General features: G+C 53.2%; 20 protein-coding genes. 15 read left to right on the top strand and 5 right to left on the bottom strand.

Annotation, left to right across the window (positions count from 1 at the left end):
- Positions 1-82: 82 nt before the first annotated feature.
- The 3 genes from tamA to NNO02_RS01080 are packed head-to-tail and all read left to right on the top strand — an operon-like array spanning position 83 to position 5936.
- Positions 83-1816: an autotransporter assembly complex protein TamA gene (gene tamA, locus NNO02_RS01090; protein ID WP_271454061.1), complete on the top strand. Its 1734-nt coding sequence runs from the start codon at positions 83-85 to the stop codon at positions 1814-1816.
- Positions 1813-5589: an autotransporter assembly complex protein TamB gene (gene tamB, locus NNO02_RS01085; protein WP_271454060.1), complete on the top strand. Its 3777-nt coding sequence runs from the start codon at positions 1813-1815 to the stop codon at positions 5587-5589. The genes tamA and tamB overlap by 4 nt, the downstream gene beginning before the upstream one ends.
- Positions 5590-5591: 2 nt before the next feature.
- Complete coding sequence (locus tag NNO02_RS01080; protein ID WP_048212859.1) at positions 5592-5936, top strand: gamma-glutamylcyclotransferase family protein; 345 nt, start codon at positions 5592-5594, stop codon at positions 5934-5936.
- 57 nt (positions 5937-5993) lie between these two features.
- On the opposite strand, the gene NNO02_RS01075 is transcribed toward NNO02_RS01080, so the two are convergent.
- From NNO02_RS01075 to ppa, 3 genes are all read right to left on the bottom strand, one after another.
- A complete protein-coding gene (locus NNO02_RS01075) occupies positions 5994-8003 on the bottom strand; it encodes a TonB-dependent receptor domain-containing protein (RefSeq protein ID WP_271454059.1) in 2010 nt (669 codons plus the stop codon).
- An 86-nt stretch (positions 8004-8089) separates the two neighbouring features.
- Positions 8090-9160 (bottom strand): 7-bladed beta-propeller protein YncE, encoded by a 1071-nt coding sequence (gene yncE / locus NNO02_RS01070; protein ID WP_271454058.1) that lies wholly within the window; start codon positions 9158-9160, stop codon positions 8090-8092.
- 209 nt (positions 9161-9369) lie between these two features.
- Entirely contained in the window at positions 9370-9897 is a 528-nt protein-coding gene (ppa, locus tag NNO02_RS01065; RefSeq protein ID WP_005134479.1) for an inorganic diphosphatase, read from the bottom strand.
- Positions 9898-10206: 309 nt separating this feature from the next.
- On the opposite strand from ppa, the gene ytfQ reads away from it, so the two are divergent.
- From ytfQ to NNO02_RS01040, 5 genes are all read left to right on the top strand, one after another.
- The gene (gene ytfQ, locus NNO02_RS01060; RefSeq protein ID WP_048212856.1) at positions 10207-11163 is read left to right on the top strand and encodes a galactofuranose ABC transporter substrate-binding protein YtfQ; all 957 of its coding nucleotides are present in this window, start codon (positions 10207-10209) and stop codon (positions 11161-11163) included.
- Positions 11164-11266: 103 nt separating this feature from the next.
- On the top strand, positions 11267-12769 hold the full coding sequence (gene ytfR / locus NNO02_RS01055; RefSeq protein ID WP_271440305.1) for a galactofuranose ABC transporter, ATP-binding protein YtfR: 1503 nt from the start codon (positions 11267-11269) through the stop codon (positions 12767-12769).
- 13 nt (positions 12770-12782) lie between these two features.
- Positions 12783-13805: a galactofuranose ABC transporter, ATP-binding protein YtfT gene (gene ytfT, locus NNO02_RS01050; protein WP_271440306.1), complete on the top strand. Its 1023-nt coding sequence runs from the start codon at positions 12783-12785 to the stop codon at positions 13803-13805.
- Positions 13792-14793 carry a galactofuranose ABC transporter, permease protein YjfF gene (gene yjfF / locus NNO02_RS01045; protein ID WP_271449172.1) on the top strand — a complete coding sequence of 334 codons (1002 nt, stop codon included), beginning with the start codon at positions 13792-13794 and terminating at the stop codon, positions 14791-14793. The genes ytfT and yjfF overlap by 14 nt, the downstream gene beginning before the upstream one ends.
- A 103-nt stretch (positions 14794-14896) precedes the next feature.
- Entirely contained in the window at positions 14897-16009 is a 1113-nt protein-coding gene (locus NNO02_RS01040) for a methyl-accepting chemotaxis protein (protein WP_271454057.1), read from the top strand.
- 125 nt (positions 16010-16134) lie between these two features.
- On the opposite strand, the gene fbp is transcribed toward NNO02_RS01040, so the two are convergent.
- Positions 16135-17133: a class 1 fructose-bisphosphatase gene (gene fbp / locus NNO02_RS01035; RefSeq protein ID WP_271440309.1), complete on the bottom strand. Its 999-nt coding sequence runs from the start codon at positions 17131-17133 to the stop codon at positions 16135-16137.
- 175 nt (positions 17134-17308) lie between these two features.
- Here fbp and mpl point away from each other — a divergent pair, with 175 nt between their 5' ends.
- Complete coding sequence (gene mpl / locus NNO02_RS01030) at positions 17309-18685, top strand: UDP-N-acetylmuramate:L-alanyl-gamma-D-glutamyl-meso-diaminopimelate ligase (RefSeq protein WP_271449173.1); 1377 nt, start codon at positions 17309-17311, stop codon at positions 18683-18685.
- A gap of 99 nt (positions 18686-18784) precedes the next feature.
- Here the strand turns inward: mpl and yjgA are convergent, their stop codons facing one another.
- Positions 18785-19336 (bottom strand): ribosome biogenesis factor YjgA, encoded by a 552-nt coding sequence (gene yjgA, locus NNO02_RS01025; protein ID WP_137378430.1) that lies wholly within the window; start codon positions 19334-19336, stop codon positions 18785-18787.
- A 95-nt stretch (positions 19337-19431) separates the two neighbouring features.
- Here yjgA and pmbA point away from each other — a divergent pair, with 95 nt between their 5' ends.
- From pmbA to NNO02_RS00995, 6 genes are all read left to right on the top strand, one after another.
- Positions 19432-20784, top strand: coding sequence for a metalloprotease PmbA (pmbA, locus tag NNO02_RS01020; protein ID WP_271440312.1), 1353 nt, complete (start codon positions 19432-19434; stop codon positions 20782-20784).
- Positions 20785-20864: 80 nt separating this feature from the next.
- Positions 20865-21251, top strand: coding sequence for a cytochrome b562 (gene cybC, locus NNO02_RS01015; protein ID WP_005134218.1), 387 nt, complete (start codon positions 20865-20867; stop codon positions 21249-21251).
- Positions 21252-21596: 345 nt separating this feature from the next.
- A complete protein-coding gene (locus tag NNO02_RS01010) occupies positions 21597-21905 on the top strand; it encodes a glycine dehydrogenase (RefSeq protein ID WP_271454056.1) in 309 nt (102 codons plus the stop codon).
- 10 nt (positions 21906-21915) lie between these two features.
- Complete coding sequence (locus NNO02_RS01005) at positions 21916-22278, top strand: SFCGS family glycine-rich protein (RefSeq protein WP_137383954.1); 363 nt, start codon at positions 21916-21918, stop codon at positions 22276-22278.
- A 2-nt stretch (positions 22279-22280) separates the two neighbouring features.
- Positions 22281-22580: a DUF4312 family protein gene (locus NNO02_RS01000; protein ID WP_038636649.1), complete on the top strand. Its 300-nt coding sequence runs from the start codon at positions 22281-22283 to the stop codon at positions 22578-22580.
- A 22-nt stretch (positions 22581-22602) separates the two neighbouring features.
- Complete coding sequence (locus NNO02_RS00995; RefSeq protein WP_003025764.1) at positions 22603-23379, top strand: DUF4311 domain-containing protein; 777 nt, start codon at positions 22603-22605, stop codon at positions 23377-23379.
- Position 23380: the final 1 nt, after the last annotated feature.

Here is a 23380-nt window from a genome sequence, read left to right as displayed (position 1 = left end):
TTATTGTTGATTTTTTGTTAAGCCGAGGAACGGCATAGTATTTTTTTCCAGGGGTGGGAAAAAAGGATATTCAGGAGAAAATGTGCCACATATCCGTCAGTTATGTTGGGTGGGATTACTGTGCTTAAGTGGCTCCGCCACCGCTGCGAATGTTCGCTTACAGGTCGAAGGATTATCAGGACCGCTGGAGAAAAACGTCCGTGCGCAGCTGTCCACGATTCAGAGTGACGAAGTCACACCAGACCGGCGTTTTCGTGCGCGCGTTGATGATGCTATCCGCGAAGGGCTAAAAGCGCTGGGCTACTTTGAGCCGACCATTGATTTTGAGTTACGTCCACCACCGGCGAAAGGACGTCAGGTGCTGATTGCTAAAGTGACGCCTGGCGAACCGGTACTGATCGGCGGGACAGAGGTGGTTTTACGCGGTGGCGCACGTACGGACAAAGATTACCTGGACCTGCTGAAGACGCGTCCGGCCATTGGCACCGTGCTGAATCAAGGCGATTATGACAGCTTCAAAAAGTCGCTCACCAGTGTGGCGTTGCGTAAAGGTTATTTCGACAGCGAATTTAATAAAAGTCAGCTCGGAATTGCACTCGATCGCCGCCAGGCATTCTGGGATATTGATTACAATAGCGGAGAGCGCTACCGCTTTGGCCATGTCACTTTTGAAGGTTCGCAAATTCGCGATGAGTACCTGCAAAACCTGGTGCCGTTCAAAGAGGGTAAAGAGTACGAGTCGAAAGATCTGGCTGAGCTAAACCGTCGCCTTTCGGCAACCGGATGGTTTAATTCCGTGGTGGTGGCGCCTGAATTTGATAAAGCCCGTGAAACTAAAGTACTGCCGCTAAAAGGCGTGGTCTCGCCGCGAACCGAAAATACCATCGAAACCGGGGCCGGCTACTCGACTGACGTTGGGCCGCGGTTGAAAACCTCGTGGAAAAAGCCGTGGATGAACTCCTACGGCCATAGCCTGACCACCAGTGCCAGTATTTCTGCGCCAGAGCAGGTCCTTGATTTCAGCTATAAAATGCCGTTGCTAAAGAACCCGCTGGAGCAGTATTACCTGGTGCAGGGGGGTTTTAAGCGTACCGATTTAAACGACACCGAACAGGACTCTACCACGCTCGCGGTCTCCCGCTACTGGGATCTGTCGAGTGGCTGGCAGCGTGCAATCAACCTGCGCTGGAGCCTCGACCACTTTACCCAGGGTGACGTCACCAACACGACGATGCTGCTCTATCCGGGCGTGATGATTAGCCGGACGCGCTCGCGCGGCGGCCTGATGCCTGTCTGGGGTGATTCCCAGCGCTATTCCATTGACTATTCCAATACGGCCTGGGGTTCAGACGTTGATTTCTCCGTCTTCCAGGCGCAGAACGTCTGGATCCGTACACTGTACGACAAGCACCGTTTTGTGATGCGCGGTAACCTCGGCTGGATTGAAACCGGTGACTTCGACAAAGTCCCGCCGGATCTGCGTTTCTTCGCCGGGGGCGACCGCAGTATTCGTGGCTATAAATACAAATCTATTTCGCCGGAAGGCAGCGACGGCAAGCTGAAAGGGGCCTCGAAGCTGGCGACCGGTTCGCTGGAATATCAATACAACGTGACCGGGAAATGGTGGGGCGCGATGTTTGTCGATAGCGGTGAAGCGGTCAGCGATATCCGCAGAAGCGATTTCAAAACCGGTGCCGGGGTCGGTGTACGCTGGCAGTCGCCGGTGGGGCCTATCAAGCTCGACTTTGCCGTCCCTGTAGGCGACAAAGATGAACATGGTTTACAGTTTTACATCGGTCTGGGGCCTGAATTATGAGTTTATGGAAGAAGATAAGCCTCGGGGTGCTGGTTTTTATCCTGCTGTTGTTAGGTACCGTCGCGTTCCTGGTGGGGACAACCTCCGGTCTGCATCTGGTCTTCAAGGCAGCTAATCGCTGGGTGCCTGGGCTGGAGATTGGCCAGGTTACCGGCGGCTGGCGGGATCTGTCGCTGAAAAATATCCGCTACGACCAGCCCGGTGTGGCGGTAAATGCCGGTGAAGTACATCTGGCGGTGGGACTCAACTGCCTGTGGAACAGCAGCCTGTGCGTCAACGATCTGTCGCTGAAAGATATCAACGTGGCGATCGACAGTAAAAAGATGCCGCCTTCCGCGCCGGTTGCAGAAGAAGAGAGCGGGCCGCTCAACCTTTCCACGCCTTATCCCATCACGCTTTCACACGTGGCGCTTAACAACATCAATATCAAAATTGATGACACCACGGTTTCCGTCCTGGATTTCACTTCCGGCCTCAACTGGCAGGAAAAAACGTTGACCCTGAAGCCAACGTCATTACAGGGGCTGCTGATCGCGCTGCCTAAAGTGGCAGATGTGGCGCAGGAAGAGGTTGTCGAACCGAAGATTCAACATCCGCAGCCGGACGAAAAACCGCTGGGTGAAACGCTAAAAGATCTGTTCTCAAAGCCGGTGCTGCCGGAAATGACCGATGTCCATCTGCCGCTGAATCTTAATATTGAAGAGTTTCGTGGCGAGCAGCTGCGTGTGACCGGGGATACAGATTTAACGGTACATAACATGCTGCTGAAAGTAAGCAGCATTGACGGCAACATGAAGCTTGATGTGCTGGATATCGACTCGAATCAGGGAACAGTAAAGGCCAGCGGCACGGCGCAACTCACCGACACATGGCCGGTTGATATTACATTAAACAGCACACTCAATATCGACCCGTTAAAAGGCGAAAAGGTGAAGCTGAAGGTCGGCGGCGCGCTGCGTGAACAGCTGGAGGTCGGCGTCAATCTTTCCGGTCCGGTTGATCTGGATCTGCGTGCGCAGACGCGCCTGGCGGAAGCGGGGTTACCGCTCAATCTGGAGGTGAACAGTAAACAGGTTTACTGGCCGTTCACCGGCGACAAGCAGTTCCAGGCTGATGATATCAAGCTCAAGCTGACCGGCAAAATGACCGACTACACGTTATCGATGCGCACCGCGGTGAAAGGGCAGGATATCCCTCCGGCCACCATTACGCTGGATGCCAAAGGTAACGAACAACAGATCAATCTCGACAAACTCAGCATTGCGGCGCTGGAAGGAAAAACCGAGCTGAAGGCGCTGGTGGACTGGCAGCAGGCCATTAGCTGGCGCGGAGAGTTAACGCTGGATGGCATCAATACGGCAAAAGAGATCCCTGATTGGCCGTCAAAACTGAATGGTCTGGTGAAAACCCGCGGCAGTCTGTATGGCGGAAGCTGGCAGATGGAGGTTCCGGAACTGAAGCTGACCGGGAATGTGAAACAGAATAAGGTCAATGTGAACGGCTCACTGAAGGGGAATAGCTACCTGCAGTGGACCATTCCAGGCCTACACCTGGAACTGGGGCGCAACAGCGCTGAGGTAAAAGGGGAACTGGGAGTTAAAGATCTCAATCTGGATGCGACGATTGATGCCCCGAGTCTGGATAACGCACTGCCGGGGTTAGGTGGTACGGCAAAAGGACTGATTAAAGTTCGCGGTACGGTCGAGGCACCGCAACTGCTGGCGGATATCACCGCCCGTGGTCTGCGCTGGCAGGAACTTTCCGTGGCTCAGGTGCGCGTCGAGGGCGATGTGAAATCAGCTGAGCAAATCGCCGGTAGCCTCAACGTGCGCGTAGAGCGGATTGTGCAACCTGACGTCAATATCGGGCTGGTCACTCTGAACGCCAAAGGCAGTGAAAAGCAGCATGAATTACAGCTACGCATTCAGGGGGAGCCGGTTTCCGGGCAACTGGATCTGGCCGGCAGCTTCGATCGCAAAGAACAGCGTTGGAAAGGGGCGTTGAGCAATACCCGCTTCCAGACGCCGGTCGGTCCGTGGTCGCTTAACCGTGCGATTGCGCTGGATTACCGTAACCAGGAGCAGAAAATCAGCATTGGGCCACACTGCTGGAATAACCCGAATGCGGAACTGTGCGTGCCACAAACGATTGATGCGGGCGCGGAAGGTCGCGCGGTGGTGAATCTGAACCGTTTCGATCTGGCGATGCTGAAACCGTTTATGCCGGATACAACCCAGGCCAGCGGCGTCTTCAGTGGCAAAGCCGATGTGAGCTGGGACACGACCAAAGAGGGGCTGCCGCAGGGACAGGTCACGCTAAGTGGGCGTAACGTGAAGGTCACCCAGAGCGTAAACGATGCTGCGTTACCGGTCGCGTTTGAGACGCTGAACCTGACCGCTGACCTGCACAACAACCGTGCTGAGCTGGGATGGCTGATTCGCCTGACCAATAACGGGCAGTTCGACGGACAGGTGCAGGTAACCGATCCGCAGGGACGACGTAATCTTGGCGGTAATGTGAATATCCGCAACTTCAATCTGGCGATGGTGAATCCCATCTTCTCCAGAGGCGAAAAAGCTGCGGGAATGATCAACGCCAACCTGCGTCTGGGCGGCGATGTGCAAAGTCCGCAGTTGCTTGGACAACTGCAGCTTAGCGGTCTGGATATCGACGGTAACTTTATGCCGTTTGACATGCAGCCAAGCCAGCTGGCTGTGAACTTCAACGGAACGCGTTCGACGTTGGCGGGCGAGGTGCGTACGCAGCAGGGGCAGATTAACCTCAGCGGTGATGCCGACTGGAGCCAGATAGATAACTGGCGGGCGCGTGTTGCAGCCAAAGGCAGTCGCGTGCGTATCACCGTGCCGCCGATGGTGCGTCTGGATGTCTCGCCGGATGTGGTCTTCGAAGCCACGCCGAGCCTGTTTACCCTTGATGGCAACGTGGATGTGCCGTGGGCGCGTATCGTGGTGCATGACCTGCCGGAAAGTGCGGTGGGGGTGTCCAGCGACATGGTGATGCTCAACGACAATCTGCAGCCAGAGAAGCCGCAAAGCGCGGGTATTCCGATCAACAGTAACCTGAACATTCATGTAGGCAACAACGTACGTATCGATGCCTTTGGTCTGAAAGCGCGTCTGACGGGCGATCTGAAAGTTGCACAGGATAAGCAGGGGCTGGGGTTGAACGGGCAGATCAATATCCCGAGCGGGCGTTTCCATGCCTATGGTCAGGATTTGATTGTGCGTAAGGGTGAGCTGTTATTCTCCGGTCCGCCGGATCAGCCGTTACTCAACATAGAAGCAATTCGTAACCCAGATGCCACCGAAGACGACGTGATCGCCGGTGTTCGCGTCACTGGTACTGCCGATGAACCGAAGGCGGAGATCTTCTCCGACCCGGCGATGTCGCAGCAAATGGCACTTTCCTATCTGCTACGCGGACAAGGACTCGATAGCGAACAGAGCGATAGTGCGGCGATGACATCAATGCTTATTGGCCTGGGGGTTGCACAAAGTGGTCAGGTTGTGGGTAAAATCGGGGAGACGTTTGGCGTAAGCAATCTGGCACTGGACACGCAAGGGGTGGGTGACTCCTCTCAGGTGGTTGTCAGCGGATACGTACTGCCAGGTCTGCAGGTGAAATATGGTGTGGGTATATTTGACTCTTTAGCGACACTCACGCTACGTTATCGTCTGATGCCTAAGCTATATCTGGAAGCAGTGTCTGGCGTAGATCAGGCACTTGATTTGCTCTATCAGTTCGAGTTTTAGCAATGCGAATATTTGTCTACGGCAGTTTACGAACCAAACAAGGCAACAGCCACTGGATGACCAATGCCCTGTTGCTGGGAAATTTCAGTATCGACAACTACCAGTTGTACAGCCTGGGCCACTATCCAGGCGCCGTTCCGGGAAATGGAACAGTACACGGGGAAGTTTATCGTATTGACAACGCCACGCTGGCAGAGCTTGACGCTCTGCGTACGCGAGGTGGTGAATATGCACGCCAGTTAATTCAGACGCCGTACGGAAGTGCATGGATGTACGTGTACCAACGTTCAGTCGAGGGATTAACGCTGATTGAAAGCGGTAACTGGTTAGACCGAGACCAGTACTGATATATCGCCTACGAGAATAAACAACGCCGCCTTCGGGCGGCGTTGTTTATTTAAGGCTTAAAACTCTACGCGCGCGCCGAGATTATAGCGACGGCCTTCCACCTGAGCGGATTCATTCCACGCGGTAGTCAGCTTCGGATCTTCATCCAACACGTTGTAGACGCCAGCCATCAACTGCGTGTGCTTATTGAGCTGATAACGTACGCCCACATCAACCATTGTGTAGTCATCGTATTTGTAATTATTGCCGCTGTTGCGGTTACTGCTGCGATAGTTCACTGTACTCCACACGTCGAGACTCTGTGTCGCCGCCCAGGTCAGCGACAGATTCGCCATATGACGCGGGTAGTCGTTCAGCGCGTAGCCTTTGTTGACGCCACTTTTCTGCTCGCTGTGGTTCCAGGTGTAGTTAGCGTTGGCTTTGAGGTCGGCGCTAATTTGCCAGTCGGCATTCAGCTCAATGCCGTATACGTCTGCCTCACTGACGTTAAAGTATTTACTGACGGAATCTGCTTTGTAGCCATTCACCGAGCACTGGTTTGTCGCCGTGGTTTCACAAATGGTTTGTTCAGCGATTTTGTCTTTGAACTGGGTATAGAAGACGGTGCTATCCAGCGCCAGCGCATCGCCCGTCCAGTAGAGACCCAGCTCAGAGTTAACGCTTTTCTCTGGTTTCAGGTCGTCATTACCTACCGTCAGGAATGGATAAGGCACGGTTGAGCCGTAAGGGGTGACGAAGTTGCTGGAGGTCGCGCGTAGCTCCGGCTTTTTATATCCTGCCGAAATACCGCCCTTTAGCGCCCAGGCATCGCTGAAGGCCCAGTTACCGTACATTTTTGGCGTAATATGCGTGCCAAAGTTATCGTCCTGATCCATACGTGCCGAGGTGGTCAGGATGAAATCGTCGATACTCCAACCATCTTCAGCAAACAGCGCCCAGCCGTTGCGGCTGATTTTAGTTACCGGCTCTGAGCCGGGCAGCGTTTTGTTAGCCACATCAAAGCGGTCATTTAACTCTTCGCGGGTAAAATTCGCCCCGATGGTCAGTTTATGGTTGTCGAGTGTAAACGTGGTTTGCGAATTAGCGACATAGTTTTCCATCTGCACATACTGTGGAGCCTGCCCGTTATAGACGTACTTCGAACGGCCTTTCTCGTAGTTAATGTAGTTGGTTGTCGCGATGGTATCGTCTGCGTACCAGCCGGTATGCGTCAGGGTGGCGGCATTACGATCGAACAGCCATGACCACGGCGCACCGCGTTTCTGAGTGCGATTTTTCTCCTGCTCGCCGGTGACCACGTTGAGGTCGAACAGGTTGTTTTCGCTGGCGGCAAGACCCAGCGTCATATCAACGGATTTACGGTTGTGTTTGCCGAAATAGTTATTTCGATCGTCATCGCGGCGATCGAGCCAGTCGGCCGCCACGCTAAGGCCCAGCACATCGGGCACAATCGGCCCCATGGTAAACAGGTTCATCTGACTGGTATTGCCAAGATACTGGTGTTCCTGAAGCCAGGTATTCGCCGCAATTGCCGTCGTCCAGTCTTTCGCGCCGTACGGTTTTTTGGTGATGACGTTGACCACACCGCCGATAGCGTCTGAACCGTACAGCGATGACATCGGCCCGCGAATAACCTCAATACGCTCAATGGCCTCCATAGGCGGTAAGAAGTTGGCTTCGGTACCAATATCATGGCCGTAGGGGCGCGACTCACCGGTATTCTGTTTGACGCTGTTAACCATAAAAGCGGTATAGGACGGGTCCATACCGCGGATCATAATGCTGCCCGCGTTCATGCCGCTGCTGTTGGTGACCGAGACACCGGGAAGGTTTTTAATCGCTTCACCAATGCTACGGTCCGGCTGAATATCCAGCGTTTTACGATCGATAACCGAAATGGTGGCTGGCGCTTCGCGCTTTTGCTGCGAGAACCCGGATGCGGTGATCACCATTTCATCTTCGCTATTGCGTGAGGTTTCCGTTAATTCTTCGGCCTGCGCGGGAAAAATAGCACCGCCTGAGAATGCAACGATCCCTGTCAGCGTAATAAGTTGACGCGTTTTCATAATATAAGACACCTGAAAAGTAAAAAAATAAAAGCATCACCTTGCAACCCGGAAAAGCTGCAAGGTGTAAGAAGCGTTTTTAATTATTAATATTTAGACAGATCGACTTTCAGCACGTAGTCGGGTTTTATGCCAATCATCTTTTCCGACTGCTTTACACTGACATACAAGGTGTTAGCATCTGCCGAAAGCGCCAGGCTGTTAGGTAAGGCCTGGGTTTCAATGCTTTGTTTTACCTGATAAGTCTTGCTATCCACAATGCTGATGCGTTTTGCATTACGGTGGGTGATATAAACTTCCTGGCGTTTTTCGTTATATAGCACAGCTAAAGAATTAATGACCTTAACTGGTGCAATAACTTTTCCATTATTAATGTCGACAACCAGAACATCAGCCAGATCAGGATCGGTCAGAAACGCACGATTATTTTTTGCATCAAGCGCAATATTCAGGAAGAAATGTTTTTTGTTAGATTCAATGGTAAAACGGTTAATAATTTTTTGGCTGGTGGTATCCAGCGTAATCAGTTCATTTCGGCCATTCACGACATACAAGCGATCTTTATCAGCATCAACGGCCATACCGGTCGGGTACTGACCCATGTTTTCAAGAGTGGCAATTTTTTCACGTTTTTGCGTATCCACGACCCAGACAATGCCTTTTTCAGCCACGCCGGAGACATACAGGCGGTGATGCTGTTTATCGAGCACCATTTCACGGGTATGGACAATATCTTTCGGGTTGCTGGCTTCGCTCAGTTGCAGTATCGCCAGCTCTTTACCGCTGCGGGTATCGATTAAGGTGACTGAACCTTCCAGCGTGTTGCCGACATACAGTACCTGGTTCTCTTCATCCAGCGCGGTGGCGAAGGCACGGCGGCTGGTCTTGATGACTTCGGTGGTTGTGAGTTTTTCCAGATCGAGTTTGTAGATAAGCCCGCTGGTTTTGTCTTTATCAAATGACGGAGACGAGGCGGCAAAAAGCGTGTTCTGCTGACTATCAACCGCCAGTTCATACACGCCGTTACCGACATCGCGGGTCAGAAAATCGTTTTCAGGCAGCGTCTCTGCCGTGCTGGGCAGGCTGGTAAATAACAGCGCCGTGACGAGTGCTACGCCGGAATAGTGTTTCAGGGACTTCACAGTGTGGAGGTTCATTGACTTTTATTCACATTTATTTACGTGTTGCGAATGATAATGAGATCTAATCTCATTCGCAAATAAGATAAATGAAATGTGACTACCCAATCTGGTAGGTCAAAAAGAAACCAGTGGGCTACCGGGTAAATGAAGGGAGGGAAAGTACAGACATAAAAAAACCCTTACTAACCAGAGGTTGGTGTTCAGGGTTTTCAGCGCAGGCGAAATTACTTCTTCGCGCGCTCGAAGGAAGCAACGATTTCAGCTTTAGCCGCTTCAGCGTTGTCCCAACCGTCAACTTTCACCCATTTGCCCGCTTCGAGGTCTTTATAGTGCTCGAAGAAGTGAGTGATCTGCGCTTTCAGCAGGTCCGGCAGGTCGTTAACATCTTTGATGTGATCGTATTCTTTGCTCAGTTTGGTGTGCGGTACGGCAACCAGTTTCGCATCTTCACCGGATTCGTCGGTCATTTTCAGTACGCCAACCGGACGGCAGCGGATAACTGAACCTGGCTCCAGCGGGTACGGAGTCGGGACCAGAACGTCTACCGGGTCACCATCCAGAGACAGGGTGTGGTTGATGTAACCGTAGTTGCACGGATAGAACATCGCGGTGGACATGAAGCGGTCAACGAACAGGGCGCCGCTCTCTTTGTCAACTTCGTATTTGATCGGATCTGCGTTTGCAGGGATCTCGATAACAACGTAGATATCTTCCGGCAGATCTTTACCGGCAGGGACGTTGAGTAAGCTCATGTCTGTTTCCTTTAAATAAGCTATGGCAAACAAGTGGCGGGTATTATAGCCAACTCGCGCCGAATGTCTCCGCTTGTTTTCGATTTCGCGGTGCACATTTTCTTCTTTTTTCTTCTCTTTCGTGACAGAAAAATCCATATCTTCAGCCGCATTTTTCATAGTGATATGAAAGCGATTACAAAGTTGTGATTAACGTTTTATTTACTTTTTTGAAGTGTGATGTAACGCAATTCGTTACATGCTCAATTGTCTATAGTTTTTTCGCGACTGTTTATTAACCAACAATATTCCCCCTACGAGGACGCACTTATGTGGAAGCGCTTACTTTTAGTCACAGCAGTTTCGACAGCCATGTCGTCTATGGCATTGGCAGCCCCTTTAACCGTAGGATTTTCGCAGGTTGGCTCTGAATCCGGCTGGCGCGCGGCGGAAACCAATGTGGCGAAAAGCGAGGCCGAAAAGCGTGGTATTACGCTGAAAATCGCTGACGGCCAGCAAAAACAGGAAAACCAGATCAAAGCCGTACGCTCATTTGTCGCGCAGGGCGTGGATGCCATCTTTATTGCGCCGGTCGTGGCAACGGGTTGGGAGCCGGTGTTAAAAGAAGCGAAAGATGCCAACATTCCGGTCTTTTTGCTCGATCGTTCCATCGATGTAAAAGACAAATCTCTCTATATGACCACCGTTACTGCCAATAACGTGCTGGAAGGTAAATTAATCGGCGACTGGCTGATTAAAGAGGTGAACGGCAAACCGTGTAACGTGGTTGAGCTGCAAGGGACCGTCGGGGCCAGCGTGGCGATTGACCGTAAAAAAGGTTTTGCCGAAGCCATCGCCAGCGCGCCAAACATCAAAATTATTCGCTCTCAGTCCGGGGACTTCACCCGCAGCAAAGGCAAAGAAGTCATGGAGAGCTTTATCAAAGCTGAAAATAACGGCAAGAACATCTGCATGGTTTACGCTCACAACGATGACATGGTGATCGGGGCTATCCAGGCGATTAAAGAAGCGGGTCTGAAGCCGGGCAAAGATATTCTGACCGGTTCAATCGACGGCGTACCGGATATCTATAAAGCGATGATTGATGGCGAAGCCAACGCCAGCGTCGAGCTGACGCCAAATATGGCAGGGCCGGCATTCGATGCGCTGGAGAAATTCAAGAAAGACGGCACTATGCCTGAGAAGCTGACCATTACCAAATCCATCCTCTATCTGCCGGATACGGCAAAAGAAGAGTTAGAGAAGAAGAAAAACATGGGCTACTAGGCCTTCATGAAAATGCCGGGGGCGCTGCGCTTGCCCGGCCTACATTACGCTCTTTTGTAGGCCGGATAAGCGCAGCGCTATCCGGCGTGATGCAGGGGGAACCATGACCACCGACCAACATCAGGAAATCCTCCGCACCGAAGGATTAAGCAAATTCTTTCCCGGCGTTAAGGCGCTGGATAATGTGGATTTCAGTTTGCGTCGTGGCGAGATTATGGCGCTGCTGGGAGAAAACGGGGCCGGAAAATCGACGCTGATCAAAGCGCTGACCGGCGTTTATCATGCCGATCGCGGCACGATCTGGCTCGAAGGCCAGACTATCTCCCCTAAGAATACTGCTCATGCCCAGCAATTGGGGATTGGCACCGTATATCAGGAAGTAAACCTGCTGCCCAATATGTCGGTGGCAGATAATCTTTTTATTGGTCGTGAGCCGCGGCGCTTCGGTTTGTTGCAACGCAAGCAAATGGAAAAACGTGCCACGGAGCTGATGGCGTCTTACGGTTTTTCGCTCGACGTGCGCGAGCCGCTGAACCGCTTTTCGGTGGCGATGCAGCAGATAGTTGCCATCTGTCGGGCGATCGATCTCTCCGCGAAAGTGTTAATTCTCGATGAACCCACCGCCAGCCTCGACACCCAGGAAGTTGAAATGCTGTTCGGCCTGATGCGCCATCTTCGCGATCGCGGCGTCAGCCTGATCTTCGTCACCCATTTCCTCGATCAGGTTTATCAGGTCAGCGATCGTATCACCGTCCTGCGTAACGGCGGGTTTGTGGGTTGCCGTGAAACCCGGGAATTACCGCAAATCGAACTGGTGAAAATGATGCTGGGTCGTGAACTGGATACCCATGCACTACAGCGTGCGGGCCGCACATTGCTGAGCGATAAGCCAGTGGCGGCATTCAGTGATTTTGGTAAGAAAGGTACGATTGCACCGTTCGATCTGCAGGTACGCCCCGGCGAGATCGTTGGGCTGGCGGGGCTGCTGGGATCGGGACGAACAGAAACGGCGGAAGTGATCTTTGGTATTAAACCCGCAGACAGCGGCAGTGCGCTGATCAAAGGTAAACCGCAGGTGCTGCGATCGCCGCATCAGGCTTCGTGTCTGGGGATCGGCTTCTGCCCGGAGGATCGCAAAACGGATGGCATCATCGCCGCGGCTTCGGTACGGGAAAATATCATTCTGGCCCTGCAGGCGCAGAGAGGCTGGCTGCGGCCCATCCCGCGGAAAGAACAAAACGAGATCGCCGAGCGCTTTATTCGTCAGCTCGGTATCCGCACCCCCAACGCTGAACAGCCGATTGAGTTTCTCTCCGGCGGCAATCAGCAAAAAGTCTTGCTCTCGCGCTGGCTGCTGACCAAACCGCAGTTCTTGATCCTTGATGAACCCACGCGGGGAATCGACGTCGGCGCGCATGCTGAGATTATCCGCCTGATCGAAACGCTGTGCGCGGATGGTCTGGCACTGCTGGTGATTTCATCCGAACTGGAAGAGTTAGTGGGCTATGCCGATCGGGTCATTATTATGCGCGATCGCAAACAGGTGGCCGAGATCCCGCTGGCTGAATTGTCCGTACCGGCGATCATGAACGCTATTGCGGCCTAAGGAGACTATGGTGATGCCTCAATCTCTCCCTCAATCCAATCCGCCTGAGCGGCGGTTTCGCTGGCCAAAGGGAATGCCGCAACTGGTGGCGCTGCTGTTGGTGTTGCTGGTGGATAGCCTGGTCGCTCCGCATTTCTACCAGGTGATTTTGCAGGATGGTCGGCTGTTCGGTAGCCCGATTGATATTCTCAACCGTGCCGCGCCCGTGGCGCTGTTGGCGATTGGTATGACGCTGGTGATTGCTACCGGCGGCATCGACCTTTCCGTGGGGGCAGTCATGGCTATTGCTGGCGCTACTACTGCGGCGATGACGGTGGCCGGGCACAGTCTGCCGGTAGTGCTGCTTGCTGCCTTAGGCTCCGGCCTTCTGGCGGGATTGTGGAACGGGATTCTGGTGGCGATCCTCAAGATCCAACCGTTTGTCGCGACGCTGATCCTGATGGTGGCCGGGCGTGGGGTGGCGCAGTTGATCACCTCCGGGCAGATCGTCACCTTCAACTCACCTGATCTGTCGTGGTTTGGCAGCGGCTCGCTGTTGCTTTTCCCCACGCCGGTAATTATTGCACTGCTAACGCTGGTGGTGTTCTGGTTGCTGACCCGAAAAACGGCGCTGGGCATGTTTATTGAAGCGGTAGGCATCAACATTCGTGCGGCAAAAAACGCCGGGGTCAACACCCGCATCATTGTGATGCTCACCTATGTACTGAGCGGCCTGTGCGCAGCGATTGCGGGCATTATTGTCACCGCGGATATTCGCGGGGCCGATGCCAATAACGCCGGGTTATGGCTGGAGCTGGATGCCATCCTCGCGGTAGTTATTGGCGGTGGCTCGCTGATGGGCGGACGTTTTAACCTGCTGCTATCGGTAATTGGCGCGTTGATCATTCAGGGGATGAACACCGGGATTTTACTGTCGGGCTTCCAGCCGGAACTGAATCAGGTGGTCAAAGCCATCGTGGTGTTGTGCGTGCTGGTCGTGCAGTCACAACGCTTTATCAGCCTGATAAAAGGAGTGCGCGGTCGTGATAAAACGTAATTTACCGCTGATGATCACCCTCGGGGTCTTTATTTTGGGCTACCTCTATTGCCTGACGCAATTTCCGGCTTTTGCCTCCACCCGGGTGATCTGCAATATTCTGACTGATAACGCCTTTTTAGGGATTATCGCCGTGGGTATGACTTTCGTCATTCTCTCCGGGGGGATCGATCTTTCCGTCGGGTCGGTGATTGCCTTTACGGGGGTATTTTTAGCAAAAGCGATTGGTTACTGGGGGATTTCGCCACTGCTGGCGTTTCCTTTGATTCTGGCAATGGGCTGTGCGTTTGGTGCGTTTATGGGATTGCTGATTGATGCCCTGAAGATCCCTGCATTTATCATTACCCTGGCGGGAATGTTCTTCCTGCGCGGCGTTAGCTATCTGGTTTCCGAAGAGTCGATTCCGATCAACCATCCTGTTTATGACGCCCTCTCCAGTCTGGCATGGAAGATCCCCGGCGGCGGTCGCCTGAGTGCGATGGGATTACTGATGCTAGGGGTCGTCGTCATCGGTATATTCCTGGCGCACCGTACGCGCTTTGGTAATCAGGTTTACGCCATTGGTGGCAGCGCCACTTCGGCCAACCTGATGGGCATCTCAACCCGCAGCACCACCATCCGTATCTATATGCTGTCCACCGGGCTTGCGACGCTTGCCGGCATTGTCTTTTCCATTTACACCCAGGCCGGTTATGCGCTGGCAGGTGTCGGAGTTGAACTGGATGCTATCGCCTCGGTAGTGATTGGCGGTACGTTGCTCAGCGGTGGGGTTGGTACGGTTTTAGGTACCTTATTTGGCGTTGCCATTCAGGGGCTGATTCAGACCTATATTAATTTTGATGGCACATTAAGTTCCTGGTGGACAAAAATCGCGATTGGCATTTTATTGTTTATTTTTATTGCCTTACAACGTGGTCTCACGGTGCTTTGGGAAAATCGTCAGAGCTCGCCGGTCACTCGCGTGAGTACGGCTGAAGTACCAAAGTAACATCATGATTTTCCAGAAAACATTTAAATACCTAAACTTTTTCCGGTTGTAGTCGATAGGTTCTGTACAGGTCTGTTTTATCCCTACAACCGGAAATATAACGATGCCAAAATCCCTTTCAATTCGATCAAGTTTGTTGGTGTTATTGTCTCTGCTGACGTTTCTTCTGTTGCTGACCGGCAGTATGGGGCTTTATGCCGCCACCCGCGTTATTAACTCTTTGGTTTATCACGGTATTATGAGTGCTGCCATGTTGGCTGCCATTGCGTTGCTGGCGGTCATTTGGTTTATGCTGCGAAATAAGTTTCTTAAACCCCTGGATAACATTATTGAACAGCTGGAACGTCTGGCGACAGGCGATTTGTCGCCTGTTAGCACGTTATCGGCCAGCGCTGAATTCAACCGCCTTAACGCTGCGATGGATGAAATGCGCCATGCGTTGGGTGATTCTGTGCAGCGTGTGCGTGAAGCCAGCTCGCAAATTGATGTTGGCAGTCGTGAATTGAGCGCAGGCAACCAGCATTTGGCGCAACGTACAGAATCCACCGCCACGTCGCTGGAACAGACCGCTGCCAGTATGGAAGAACTCACCGCGACCGTGAAACAGAACGCGGAAAACGCAGAGCAGGCGCATCAGCTGGCAAAATCGGTATCGGATACCGCCGATCGGGGCAGTGAGATGGTGTGCTATGTAATTGAAAAAATGCGCGATATTTCCGGCAGCTCCAGCCGAATTGCCGATATTCTCAGTGTGATTGACGGTATTGCTTTCCAGACCAATATCCTGGCACTCAATGCCTCCGTTGAAGCGGCGCGCGCGGGTGAGCAAGGCCGTGGTTTTGCGGTGGTAGCAGGGGAAGTACGCAATCTTGCCAGCCGTAGCGCCGAGGCGGCAAAAGAGATCCGTACATTGATCAGCGATTCCCATACGCATGTGGGTGAGGGAAGTGAATTGGCGCAACAGGCGGGGGAGACCATGGATGAAATCGCGACCGAGGTTATGCGTATGACCAAGCTGATGCGTGAAATTGCCAGCGCGTCTCAGGAGCAGAGCCGTGGGATTGAGCAGGTGAATATTGCGGTGAGTCAGATGGATGAAACGGCGCAGCAGAACGCGGCGTTGGTACAGCAGTCTTCAGCGGCTACCCGCTCGTTGGAAGAGCAGTCTTCAGCGCTAATCGAAGCCATGGCCGTATTTAAGCTACAGACAGCCTAACCGAACGTAGGATTTTGTAGGCCGGATAAAGGCGTTTACGCCGCCATCCGGCAATATCACCGCATCGTGCCGGATGACGCTTCGCTTATCCGGCCTACAACGCGTTATAGGCCGGGATGTTGCGCTTACGCGTCCGGGAACTCGCGGATAAAGCGCTCTACATCGTCGACCATATGGTCATTACCGACGAAGAAGGAGCGACGCTGGTGTAGGCTTTCTGGGGTGATATCCAGAATACGGTCTTTACCATCGCTTGCCTTGCCGCCCGCTTGCTCGGCCAGGAAGGCCATCGGGTTGCATTCGTACAGTAGACGCAGTTTCCCTTGCGGGTGGCTGGCGGTGCTTGGGTACAGATAGATCCCACCTTTCAGCAGGTTGCGATGGAAATCGGCAACCAGAGAGCCAATGTAGCGCGAGGTATACGGGCGCTGAGTGGCCTTATCTTCTTCCTGGCAGAATTTAATGTATTTCTTCACGCCGTTCGGGAATTTGATGTAGTTGCCTTCGTTAATGGAGTAAGTGCTCCCCTTGGCCGGGAAGCGCATACGTTCCTGGCTGAGGCAAAATACGCCCAGAGAAGGATCGTAGGTGAAGGCGTGTACGCCACAACCGGTGGTGTACACCAGCATGGTGGATGAACCATAAACAACGTAACCTGCAGCAACCTGTTTGTTGCCCGGCTGCAGGAAATCCTCTTCCGTGACCGGTGTGCCGACAGGGGTTACGCGGCGGTAAATAGAGAAAATCGTACCGACAGAGACGTTTACATCGATGTTGGATGAGCCATCCAGTGGATCCATTAGCACAACGTATTTTGCGTGTTCACAGCCTTCAAAGACGACGATTTCATCTTCTTCTTCTGAGGCAATACCCGCCACGATGTCGCGCGCCTTCAGTGCAGCTTTCAGTTTTTCGTTTGCGAACAGATCGAGTTTTTGTTGCACCTCTCCCTGCACGTTCTCTGCACCGCTGGCACCCAGGATATCGACCAGACCGGCCTTATTGATATCGCGGTGGATGATCTTGGCGCCCAGCTTTATTGCCGACAACAAAGCAGTGAGTTCACCGGTAGCATGAGAAAACTCGTGCTGCTTTTCGACAATAAATTCACCTAACGTTTTCATAACACTTTCCCTGCAATTTATGTGGAGTAAAGCGACCGCAACAATATTAACAAATATTTCAGCTATCGCGCTCAGGTGAATCGCGCCAGCAAACTACGGAATATCCTGAAATGCGTTTCTCAGTTGCCAGACATGTGCGTAAAATGGCCCCCAGATTAAAAAAGGATAGTGACGTATGCGCATTCATATTTTGGGAATTTGTGGCACTTTCATGGGCGGTCTGGCGATGCTGGCACGCTCGCTCGGTCATGAAGTAACGGGTTCGGACGCCAATGTGTATCCGCCGATGAGCACCTTACTTGAGAAACAAGGTATTGATCTGATTCAGGGTTATGATGCCAGCCAGCTCGACCCACAACCGGACCTGGTGATCATCGGTAATGCGATGACCCGTGGTAATCCCTGCGTGGAAGCGGTGCTGGAGAAGAACATTCCATACATGTCTGGTCCGCAATGGCTGCATGACTTTGTGTTGCGCGATCGCTGGGTACTGGCGGTAGCGGGGACGCACGGTAAAACGACTACGGCGGGAATGGCAACCTGGATCCTCGAGGCCTGTGGTTATAAACCGGGATTCGTGATCGGCGGCGTGCCGGGTAACTTTGAAGTTTCCGCGCGTCTGGGTGAAAGCAACTTTTTCGTGATTGAAGCGGACGAGTACGACTGCGCCTTCTTTGATAAGCGTTCCAAATTTGTGCATTACTGCCCGCGAACCCTGATCCTCAACAACCTTGAGTTCGATCACGCGGACATCTTTGACGATCTGAAAGCGATTCAGAAACAGTTCCATCACCTGGTGCGCATCGTGCCGGGTCAGGGACGCATCATCTACCCGGAAAACGACATCAATCTGAAACAGACGATGGCGATGGGATGCTGGAGCGAACAGGAGCTGGTGGGCGAGCAGGGTCACTGGCAGGCGAAAAAACTGACCACCGATGCTTCCGAGTGGGAAGTGTGGCTGGACGGTGAAAAAGTGGGTGAAGTTAAGTGGGGCCTGGTAGGCGAACACAACATGCACAATGGCCTGATGGCGATTGCGGCAGCCCGTCACGTGGGGGTGCTGCCAGCCGATGCGGCGAATGCGCTAGGCTCGTTCATTAACGCTCGTCGTCGACTTGAACTGCGTGGTGAAGCGCACGGCGTGACGGTATATGACGATTTTGCCCACCACCCAACCGCAATTCTGGCAACGCTTGCGGCGCTGCGCGGGAAAGTGGGCGGCACGGCACGCATTATTGCGGTGCTGGAACCTCGCTCTAACACCATGAAAATGGGACTGTGCAAAGACGATCTCGCACCATCATTAGGCCGCGCGGACGAAGTATTCCTGCTGCAACCACCGCATATTCCGTGGCAGGTAGCGGAAGTCGCTGAAGCCTGTGTCCAGCCAGCTCACTGGAGTGGTGATGTGGATGCGCTGGCGGATATGGTAGTGAAAACCGCACAACCCGGCGATCATATCCTGGTAATGAGCAACGGTGGTTTTGGCGGTATTCATCAAAAACTGCTGGATGGTCTGGCGAAGAAAGCTCAGGCAGAAGAAGAGTAAAAAAATGCCCGGTGGCGCTACGCTTACCGGGCCTACAACGGATAGTAGGCCGGATAAGGTGTTTGCACCGCCATCCGGCACTTTCGGCGGACGAAGAGGTTAGGCCTCGTTTTCCGCCAGTTCACGCAGATACTGGAAGATCTGACGTGCTGATTTCGGCGGCTTGTTGCCTTCTTTCTCTTTCTTCGCATTACGAACCAGAGAGCGAAGCTGCTGGCGATCGGCGGTTGGCCACAGGTTCAGCACTTCTTCTACGGCATCATCACCTTCGACGATCAGGCGATCGCGCAGTTGCTCAAGCTTGTGAAACAGTACAACCTGTTGGTTGTGGCGGTTTTTCAGCTTGTCCAGTGCCTGGCGGATTGGATCGACATCGCGCTGGCGCAACATCTTACCAATGAGCTGCAGCTGGCGGCGGCGTCCTTCCATCTTAATACGCTGGGCCAACTCAATGGCGGCACGTAAATCCGCATCGAGCGGGATTTTATCCAGCGCGTTTTTCCCCAGTTCGACCAGTTCCACACCCAGGCGTTTTAACTCCTCGGCGTCACGTTTAATTTCACTTTTACTGACCCAGATAATTTCATCGTCTTCGTCTTCGATGTCATCACCGGGAACGTCGTCGAGCCAGTCTTCGGGCTGCTTAGTCATGTCAGGCTCCTTAAAAAAAGAGGCTAATGTTACCAGTTAAGATGCGCACTGAAAAACGGTTCTCTGTTAGACTTCAGAGAAACTCTCTCTACATTATGGCATTTGCGATGAAAGTAATCTCACAAGTTGAAGCGCAGCGTAAGATTCTGGAAGAAGCGGTCTCGACAGCACTGGAATTAGCGTCAGGTCAGTCGGATGGCGCGGAAGTCGCTGTAAGCAAGACCACGGGTATTAGCGTCAGCACCCGTTATGGTGAAGTGGAGAACGTAGAATTCAATAGCGATGGTGCGCTGGGGATTACGGTTTATCACCAGAACCGTAAGGGCAGCGCATCGTCCACCGATTTAAGCCCACAGGCGATTGCGCGCACCGTGCAGGCCGCGCTGGATATCGCCCGTTACACTTCACCGGATCCGTGTGCAGGCGTGGCTGATAAAGACCTGCTGGCCTTTGATGCACCCGATTTAGACCTGTTCCATCCGGCGGAAGTCACGCCTGATGAAGCTATCGAACTGGCGGCGCGCGCTGAACAGGCAGCGTTGCAGGCGGACAAACGCATCACCAATACCGAAGGCGGCAGCTTTAACAGCCACTATGGCATCAAAGTGTTTGGTAACAGCCATGGCATGTTGCAGGGTTACTGCTCTACGCGTCACTCTCTTTCCAGCTGCGTGATCGCTGAAGAAAATGGTGATATGGAACGCGATTATGCCTACACCATTGGCCGTGCGATGGGCGATCTGCAAACGCCGGAATGGGTGGGGGCCGACTGTGCTCGCCGCACGTTATCGCGCCTGTCGCCGCGTAAGCTCTCCACCATGAAAGCACCTGTTATTTTTGCCAACGAAGTGGCGACCGGGCTGTTTGGACACCTCGTTGGCGCCATTGCGGGTGGCTCGGTGTACCGCAAATCCACGTTCCTGCTGGATTCGCTGGGCAAACAAATTCTGCCGGAATGGCTGACCATTGAAGAACATCCGCACCTGCTGAAAGGGTTGGCCTCTTCGCCATTTGACAGCGAAGGCGTGCGTACGGAACGCCGTGACATTATTAAAGATGGCGTGCTGACCCAGTGGCTGCTGACCAACTACTCTGCGCGTAAGCTGGGGCTGAAGAGCACCGGCCATGCGGGCGGAATTCACAACTGGCGAATTCCGGGGCAGGGACTAAGCTTCGAGCAGTTGCTCAAAGAGATGGGCACCGGCCTGGTGGTGACTGAGCTGATGGGGCAGGGCGTGAGCGGTATTACCGGAGATTACTCGCGCGGCGCGGCGGGCTTCTGGGTTGAAAATGGCGAAATTCAGTACCCGGTGAGCGAAATTACCATCGCCGGTAACTTAAAAGATATGTGGCGAAATATCGTCACCGTCGGTAATGATATTGAAACCCGCAGCAATATACAGTGTGGTTCGGTACTGTTGCCGGAGATGAAGATCGCCGGGCAGTAATACCCGTCATACTTCAAGCTGCAGCTCGAATGATTTAGGGTATCTGGCGTTATTTTTTAATAATAAAAAGGAAGTGAGCAATGCGTAAACACCTGTTAGCGATCGTCGCGGCTTCAACGCTGGTTCTTGGTTCTTCTGCCTTTGCAGCCGATCTTGAAGACGACATGGGGATCCTCAACGACAACCTGAAGATCGTTGAAAAAACGGATAACGCGACCGAGTTAAAAGACGCGTTAACGAAAATGCGTACAGCTGCGCTGGATGCACAGAAAGGAACACCACCGAAGCTGGAAAGCAAATCCCCTGATAGCCCGGAGATGAAAGATTTCCGCCACGGTTTTGACACGCTGATCGGCCAGATCGACGGTGCGCTGAAACTGGCGAATGAAGGTAAAGTCTCAGAGGCGAAAGCCGCAGCGGAAGAGCTGAAAACCACCCGCAACGCTTACCACAAGAAGTATCGTTAATTTATGTATCCGGCCTGCGCAACCGTAGGCCGGATAAGACGCGACAGCGTCGCCCTCCGGCACCACTCTCACCCATAAGCAAACGTTATCCCCATCACATTATTTAACTTTTAACGCCAACCCGTTTTTCCTGCTGCTTGCGGTTTCCCTGCTATCTCGTGCGATCTCCATCACGTTATCCAAGGGGAAAATAACCAATCCCGCCCTTTTTGCGGCACAGATCACTGTCGCTGCGTCCGTTTCCACTTCGAAGTGGAAAACAACTCGCTACAAACTTTTAACCTCCACCGCTACTTTACCCTCAGAGCCATTAGTGGGGTAAGACGAGTGATTAACGGAGCTGTAATGAATGACATGGGGGAATCGGTGGAACTGGCCGACCGCATGCTGGCGCAGGTGTATGCCTTGCTGCGTAAACGCCACATTATTCCCAACGCAGTACAGGAACAGATGCTGACATCGCACGTTCGCGCCATGGCGCACCGCTCGGTCACGGGTGAACCGCTACCTGAAGTCGATGCCAGCTTATTTGATGAAATATCTGCCGAATCAATGGCGCTTGCCCGCGACGTCGTCGCCGAGTTTGGCAATCTTCCTGAGGAAGAGGCCTGGCTGCTGTCGGTGCACTTCGAAGTCGCGAAAGACAACCTTTAAGGAGCAAAAGATGGAACAGATTACCGTAGTGATTGGCGATCGTCTGGGTAAAGGCCAGAAAGTGGCAGCAGGTGTTGAGAAAGCAGGCGGCCGTGCGGTTGTGGTACCGGGCGTTGCCGCTGATATGAAGCTGGGCGATGTGATGAAAGCGGAAAATGCCACCTTTGGCATCTCGTTTTGCGGCAGCGGCGGCGCGGGGGCTATCACTGCACAGACCAAATACGGCTACAAGGCGAAATATGGAATGCGCTCAGTTGAAGAGGGCGTGACCGCCATCAACGAAGGTTGCAACGTGCTGGGGTTCGGCTTTATGGACAAAGAAGAGCTCGGCGAGCGCCTGGTACAGGCGTGGCAAAAGAAATACGGCGCTTAAGTATGAAAGAGCAATTCACCACCACGGTGAGAGTCACTGGCAAGGGCGAAGCCAAAGCGCGCGCCTTTGCCGATGCCCTGAACCACGTTCAGGCTGCGGTGATGAAAGCATCGCCGCATATCTTACTGCGTATTGAGCCACAGGATGTGCAGGTCGTTCAAGCGCGTGAAACGGTGCGCAAAGAGGCGTTTTTATTCCTCTTTCTACGCCGGGAAAGACGCACTTTCAGCGTGGAGCTGGATGTGACTGTCAACGTGACTGCCATCAATCTCGACAAGGTGGATTTCGTTACGCAACGCTGATTCTCTATTAAAAGGCATAATTATGTTCCTGATAATATTAATAAAATCGCTCATCATCGGCGCGCTGGTTGGCGTCGGTGTCGGCGCTGGGGCTGCACGCATGTTTCATGCGCCTACCACTCAAGGGATGGGCGCATTTCGTACCCTTGGGGAACTGAATTCCTGTGAAGGGGATCCGGCTTCTCACTTCTCGTTCGGCCTGGGCTTCTTCTTTAACGCCTGGGCTTCTTCCGTTGCGGCGGGGGCGTTCACTCAGGACGTTGACCACCGCATCATCCCCAACTGGGGTGCCGCCGCGCTGATGATCAAAAATCGCAACGTCGGTGAAACGCTGCACGATCCTAAACGCATGGCGATTGCTTGTGGCGTCATTGGCATGATCGTTGTGACGTTCCTGAACCTTACCGCATCATCCGTACCCGAAGCATTGCAGGTTACCGCCGTTAAGGTGCTGGTTCCCGCAGCCAACCTGCTAGTTAACACGGTAATGCCGGTGATCTTCTGGCTGGCGGCGATCGATGCCGGTAAAAAATCTGGCTTCTGGGCGACCGTTTTCGGTGGTGCAGCACAGCTGATTATGGGTAACGCCGTTCCGGGTCTGGTCCTCGGTATCCTGATTGGTAAAGGTGTTGAAGAGAGCGGCTGGAACCACGTCACCAAAGTGATGATGGTGGCTATCGTCGCGCTGTTCGTCCTGAGCGGCTTCTTCCGCGGCTTCGATATGAAGATGATCGAATCTTTCCATCTGACCGTGCCTAACTGGCTGGAACTGATCCACAACTCGCTCAGCGGCAAATAAC

This window comes from Citrobacter sp. Awk 2 (assembly GCF_028069815.1).
GTDB lineage: Bacteria > Pseudomonadota > Gammaproteobacteria > Enterobacterales > Enterobacteriaceae > Citrobacter.
The sequence above is the reverse complement of the archived record's forward strand: the minus strand, read 5'-3'. Positions and strand labels throughout refer to the sequence as shown.

What these genes read in the sequence shown, in the direction of transcription:
- tamB (WP_271454060.1), top strand. Translation starts at nt 1,813, where the DNA reads ATGAGTTTATGGAAGAAGATAAGCCTCGGGGTGCTGGTTTTTATCCTG.
- NNO02_RS01080 (WP_048212859.1), top strand. Translation starts at nt 5,592, where the DNA reads ATGCGAATATTTGTCTACGGCAGTTTACGAACCAAACAAGGCAACAGC.
- NNO02_RS01075 (WP_271454059.1), bottom strand. Translation starts at nt 8,003, where the DNA reads ATGAAAACGCGTCAACTTATTACGCTGACAGGGATCGTTGCATTCTCA.
- yncE (WP_271454058.1), bottom strand. Translation starts at nt 9,160, where the DNA reads ATGAACCTCCACACTGTGAAGTCCCTGAAACACTATTCCGGCGTAGCA.
- ppa (WP_005134479.1), bottom strand. Translation starts at nt 9,897, where the DNA reads ATGAGCTTACTCAACGTCCCTGCCGGTAAAGATCTGCCGGAAGATATC.
- ytfQ (WP_048212856.1), top strand. Translation starts at nt 10,207, where the DNA reads ATGTGGAAGCGCTTACTTTTAGTCACAGCAGTTTCGACAGCCATGTCG.
- ytfR (WP_271440305.1), top strand. Translation starts at nt 11,267, where the DNA reads ATGACCACCGACCAACATCAGGAAATCCTCCGCACCGAAGGATTAAGC.
- ytfT (WP_271440306.1), top strand. Translation starts at nt 12,783, where the DNA reads ATGCCTCAATCTCTCCCTCAATCCAATCCGCCTGAGCGGCGGTTTCGC.
- NNO02_RS01040 (WP_271454057.1), top strand. Translation starts at nt 14,897, where the DNA reads ATGCCAAAATCCCTTTCAATTCGATCAAGTTTGTTGGTGTTATTGTCT.
- fbp (WP_271440309.1), bottom strand. Translation starts at nt 17,133, where the DNA reads ATGAAAACGTTAGGTGAATTTATTGTCGAAAAGCAGCACGAGTTTTCT.
- mpl (WP_271449173.1), top strand. Translation starts at nt 17,309, where the DNA reads ATGCGCATTCATATTTTGGGAATTTGTGGCACTTTCATGGGCGGTCTG.
- yjgA (WP_137378430.1), bottom strand. Translation starts at nt 19,336, where the DNA reads ATGACTAAGCAGCCCGAAGACTGGCTCGACGACGTTCCCGGTGATGAC.
- pmbA (WP_271440312.1), top strand. Translation starts at nt 19,432, where the DNA reads ATGGCATTTGCGATGAAAGTAATCTCACAAGTTGAAGCGCAGCGTAAG.
- cybC (WP_005134218.1), top strand. Translation starts at nt 20,865, where the DNA reads ATGCGTAAACACCTGTTAGCGATCGTCGCGGCTTCAACGCTGGTTCTT.
- NNO02_RS01010 (WP_271454056.1), top strand. Translation starts at nt 21,597, where the DNA reads ATGAATGACATGGGGGAATCGGTGGAACTGGCCGACCGCATGCTGGCG.
- NNO02_RS01005 (WP_137383954.1), top strand. Translation starts at nt 21,916, where the DNA reads ATGGAACAGATTACCGTAGTGATTGGCGATCGTCTGGGTAAAGGCCAG.
- NNO02_RS01000 (WP_038636649.1), top strand. Translation starts at nt 22,281, where the DNA reads ATGAAAGAGCAATTCACCACCACGGTGAGAGTCACTGGCAAGGGCGAA.
- NNO02_RS00995 (WP_003025764.1), top strand. Translation starts at nt 22,603, where the DNA reads ATGTTCCTGATAATATTAATAAAATCGCTCATCATCGGCGCGCTGGTT.